The 4,482-nt window shown below is 72.3% G+C and carries 6 protein-coding genes; 2 read left to right on the top strand and 4 right to left on the bottom strand.

Features of this window, described 5'->3' with window-relative positions:
- Window positions 1–731: helix-turn-helix transcriptional regulator (locus tag GTW08_RS17305; protein ID WP_161152224.1), on the top strand; the 731-nt coding region annotated here is incomplete at its 5' end.
- 31 nt (window positions 732–762) lie between these two features.
- On the opposite strand, the gene GTW08_RS31945 is transcribed toward GTW08_RS17305, so the two are convergent.
- From GTW08_RS31945 to GTW08_RS17285, 4 genes are all read right to left on the bottom strand, one after another.
- On the bottom strand, window positions 763–1,005 hold the full coding sequence (locus GTW08_RS31945) for an acyl-CoA carboxylase epsilon subunit (RefSeq protein WP_073575123.1): 243 nt from the start codon (window positions 1,003–1,005) through the stop codon (window positions 763–765).
- Window positions 1,002–2,582: an acyl-CoA carboxylase subunit beta gene (locus GTW08_RS17295; RefSeq protein WP_073575122.1), complete on the bottom strand. Its 1,581-nt coding sequence runs from the start codon at window positions 2,580–2,582 to the stop codon at window positions 1,002–1,004. The genes GTW08_RS31945 and GTW08_RS17295 overlap by 4 nt, the downstream gene beginning before the upstream one ends.
- Window positions 2,583–2,622: 40 nt before the next feature.
- Window positions 2,623–3,264, bottom strand: a complete 642-nt coding sequence (locus GTW08_RS17290; RefSeq protein ID WP_073575121.1) for a helix-turn-helix transcriptional regulator — start codon at window positions 3,262–3,264, stop codon at window positions 2,623–2,625.
- A 339-nt stretch (window positions 3,265–3,603) separates the two neighbouring features.
- Window positions 3,604–3,861, bottom strand: coding sequence for a PqqD family protein (locus GTW08_RS17285; protein ID WP_139282759.1), 258 nt, complete (start codon window positions 3,859–3,861; stop codon window positions 3,604–3,606).
- A 394-nt stretch (window positions 3,862–4,255) separates the two neighbouring features.
- Between GTW08_RS17285 and GTW08_RS17280 the strand changes: the two genes are divergently transcribed.
- A partial coding sequence (locus tag GTW08_RS17280) for an ATP-binding protein (protein WP_161152223.1) occupies window positions 4,256–4,482 on the top strand: 227 nt, incomplete at its 3' end.

The raw sequence follows: 4,482 nt of genomic DNA, 5'->3' as shown, positions 1-4,482 counted from the left end.
TCGCGCACGCGACCCACCAGCTCGTGCGCGCGGCCGGCGCGCTGCGTGCGGGCCGGCAGGACCTGGCGCTGGAGTGCCTGCTCGACTGCGGGCGACACCTGGAGCACCTCGGCTGGTCCAACCCGGCCCTGTTCCCGTGGCGGAGCTGGGCGGCCCGGCTGCTGCGCCGCCGTGGTGCGACGGGGGCCGCGCTGGAATGGGCCGACGAGGAGCTGGCACTGGCGCGGGCGTGGGGTGCCCCCGCCGCACTCGGGCGTGCCCTGCGGGTGCGGGGCTCGCTCGTCGGCGGGGCCGCGGGAGCGACCCAGCTGAGGGAGGCCGTCGAGGTGCTCAGGGACTCGGCGGACACGGCCGCGCTCGGTCGCGCCGAGATCGTGCTGGGGCGACACCTCGCCGGCACGGGCGCCCCCGAGGGCGAGGCGCTGCTGCGTCGGGGTCTGCGCCGCCTCGAGGAGGCCGGGGCCGGGGACCCGGACACCGCGACGCCGGTACCGACGGTCGAGCCGGCGGCCGGTACCGGCGACGACGGGGAGGAGTCCCCAGCGTGGCGCGTCGTCGACGCCCTGACCGACGCCGAGCGGCAGGTGGTGGACCGGGTGGTCGGCGGGGCGACCAACAAGATGATCGCCGAGGAGCTGGGGGTCAGCCGCCGGGCCGTGGAGAAACGGCTGACCAGCGCCTACCGCAAGCTCGGGGTCAGCGGGCGCAGTGCGCTTCGGGGGGCGGACTGACCGCCGCTCCCGGTGCCGGGGGCGGCGCTCGTCACGTGCGCGCGGTCCAGCTCGCGGGCGCCTGGTACCCGCCCTGGCCGGACCAGCTCGTCGGGGCCCGGTAGCCGTCCGCACCCGGCCAGGACGCGGCCCGCCGGTGCCGGTGGGGTGCCGCGGCGACCCGGCTCCGCCCGGCCAGGGTGCACAGCGCCACGGTCACGGCGGCCACCTCGGCCGGGGTCGGGTTGCCACCGGTGATCAGGATCCGCGGTCCGGGGCCCGCCGCGGTGGTCACGTCGGCGGGTTGCCGTGCTTGCGGACCGGCAGCTCGGCGCGCTTGGCACGCAGCATCGACAGCGCGTCGACGAGGACCGCGCGCGTGTCGGAGGGGTCGATCACGTCGTCGACGAGACCGGCCTCGGCGGCGTAGTAGGGATGCATGAGGTCGTTGCGGTACTGCTTGATCCGCTGGGCTCGGGCGATCTCGGGGTCGGGCGCGGCGGCGATCTCGCGCCGGAAGACGACGTTGGCCGCGGCTTCGGCGCCCATCACCGCGATCTCGTTGGTCGGCCAGGCGAGGGACAGGTCCGCTCCGATCGAGCGCGAATCCATGACGATGTAGGCGCCACCGTAGGCCTTGCGCAGGATGAGCTGGACCCGCGGGACGGTGGCCGCGCAGTAGGCGTAGAGCAGCTTGGCGCCGTGCCGGATGATCCCCCCGCGCTCCTGGTCGCCGCCGGGCAGGAAACCCGGCACGTCGACGAGGGTGACCAGCGGGATGCTGAACGAGTCACAGGTGGAGACGAACCGGGCCGCCTTCTCCGAGGCGTGGATGTCGAGCACCCCGGCCAGCGAGGCCGGCTGGTTCGCCACGATCCCGACCGTGTGCCCGTCGAGCCGGGCCAGACCGCACACGATGTTGGTGGCCCAGTTGGCGTGCACCTCGAACAGGTCGCCGTCGTCGACCACCTCGGCGATCACGTCCCGCATGTCGTAGGCGCGGGTGGTGTCGGCCGGGACGATGTCGAGCAGCGACGGGGTGGCCCGGTCCGGTGGGTCGGCGGTGGGGGCCACGGGCGGCTGCTCGCGGTTGTTCGACGGCAGCAGCGACACGAGGTGCCGCACGTCGGCGAAGCAGGACTCCTCGTCGTCGTAGACGAAGGCGCCCGCCCCCGACTCCGTGGCGTGCACCTCGGCGCCGCCGAGTTCCTCGTGCGTGATCTCCTCACCGGTCACGGCGGACACCACGTCCGGTCCGGTGATGTACATCTGGGCGATGTCGCGGACCATGAACACGTAGTCGGTGAGGGCGGGCGAGTAGGTCGCGCCCCCGGCACACGGGCCGAGCATGACGCTGATCTGCGGGACGACGCCGGAGGCCCGCACGTTGCGGCGGAAGATGCCGCCGTAACCGGCCAGCGCGGTGACGCCCTCCTGGATCCGGGCGCCCGCGCCGTCGCTCAGGCTGATCAACGGTGCGCCGGCGGACTCCGCCAGATCCATCACCTTGTGGATCTTCGTGGCGTGCGCCTCGCCGAGCGAACCGCCGAAGATCCGGAAGTCGTGGGCGTAGACGAACACGGTGCGGCCGTCGATGGTGCCCCAGCCGGTCACGACGCCGTCGGTGTGCGGACGGCGGTCCTCCAGGCCGAAGCCGGTGGCGCGGTGCCTGCGGAACTGCTCGATCTCACGGAAGCTGCCCTCGTCGAGCAGCATCGCGAGGCGCTCGTGCACGGTCAGCTTGCCGCGGGCGTGCTGCTGCTCGGTCGCGGCGGTGGACGGGCCGGAGCGGATCTGCTCGCGGGCCGCGTGCAGCTCGGCCACCCGCGACCGCAGGTCCGCGGTCGTCCGGATGTCGTCGGTGGCGGTCATGTTCTCACCTCTCGCCTCGGGACGTCGTCGGGTCGAGCAGTCACTTCACGTGATCGGGCACGACCTGGGGCGGCCACGAACCCAGCTCGAAGAAACCCATCGAGTAGGCCTTGGAGATCAGCGCAGGCCGGTTCTTGACCCGCATCTTCCGGAGCAGGGCGGTCACGTGGTACTCGACGCCGCCGCGGCTGAGGAACAGGGTGGAGGCCAGCTGCACGGTGGAGGCACCGGAGGCGACCCCCTCCAGGATCTTGGCGTCCATGTCCGACAGGATCCGGCGTGGTCCGCTCCAGGCCGTGGACGGCTCGGCGTCCCCGGTACGCAGGACGACGACGACCCCCTCGACCCGGCCCGCGTTCCGCGCGATCGCGGTCGCCATCAGGTCGCCCCGCAGCGACGAGCCGGCCCCGGCGATCGCGACCGACCGCTCCTGGAAACGGGGCTGCTGACCGTCCAGCAACCGTTCCATCTGGTGCCGGACACGGGTACGGATGCTTCCGTCGAGGAGGTCGCAGAACGCCGATCCGCACACGTCGCCGGAACCGATGTCGCACATCCGGCGGAACATCTCCTGGTTCGCCGCGACGACGCGCAGGCCTCGGTCGAGCGATACCATGCAGGCACTGGTGGATTCCTGGGAAATGCGCTCGGTGGTGTCGCCGTCATAGGGCAGGACTCGCATCGAATAACTCCCCGAAGTTCAACGGAACACGCTGTTCCGGGAGCGGACCGGACAGTCGCGGTAGCCGTTCTCGATAACCGATTCGACCGTATGGGGGCCGCTCGACAGGGGTCAACGGCAGCGGAGCGTAAGCGCTTAACACTGTGGCCGCCGGAGTGCGGGGGTTCGGTGGGGTGTGGTGCGGTATGTGATCTAGATCACTACGGTGTGGGGTGTGGGTGCTGGGGTTCTGCTGGTCCCGACCGTGGTTCGCACGGGTGCGCGCAACGTCCGCGGGACAACCGGGGTGCCCGTCCGTGCGATGCCGCAACGACCGCTCCGGCGGCACCGGGCGTCGCGTCAGTACCGGACGAGGCCGGCTTCGCGCAGGTCGTCCAGCCAGTCGTCCATCATGTCCCGCATCGCCCAGGGGTCGGTGTCCCAGAGGTCGGCCAGGTGGGCGGCCGCGTCGCCGAGGTTCCACGCCGTCCGGCACAGCGCGAGCCACATGGCGGTGCCGACCTCGTCGCACAGCAGGCGGTCGCACCGGCTCGGATGGCCCAGCTCCATCCAGCCGGTATCGAGCACCCGGACGGTCAGTCCCGGAACGGGTTCCACGTCGATCCCCCTCGGTGTCGGACGGGCTCGGCCCACGAGTCCGGGACCGGCCACGTCGCCGGTCCGTCGCATTCCCGACATGATGCGTTCATGTTGGCCGTCCCCGATCGTCATCGAGGGAGGACTATGCCGCCGATGTCGCCCGGATACCACCAGTATCCACTGCGTGGATCGAACCCGGGCAGGTCCATGGAGGAGGAACTGGGTGTTTCCCGACGAATTCCGTGGTGGTGCTCCGTTCCACGACGCACCGGGGTAAAATGATCACCGAATCGCGTGCACGTCCGTCGGACGGAGGTCGTATGAGTGTCGGGGGCCCACCCTGGGGAGCCGTCCGTCGGGCGGACCGCGCGGTGCTCCGCGAGCCCGTCGTCCGACTGCGGGGCCGTCGCTGATGCCCCGTCCGGTGCTGCTCGGCCGCGCCGGCGACCTGGCGGAGGTCGACGGCGCGCTCGCGCGGGCCGTCGGCGGCACGGCGAGCCTGCTCGTGTTCACCGGCCCGATCGGCATCGGGCGCACCGCACTGCTCGAGGAGTGCGCGCGCCGGGGCGCCGCCCGCGGGATGCAGGTCGCGCGAGCCGGGGGCACCGACGAGGAGGGTGGCATCCCGCTGGGCACCGC

The organism is Pseudonocardia sp. SID8383 (assembly GCF_009864975.1).
In the GTDB taxonomy this organism is placed as follows: domain Bacteria; phylum Actinomycetota; class Actinomycetes; order Mycobacteriales; family Pseudonocardiaceae; genus Pseudonocardia; species Pseudonocardia alni.
This window is presented reverse-complemented; position numbering and strand designations above follow the sequence as displayed.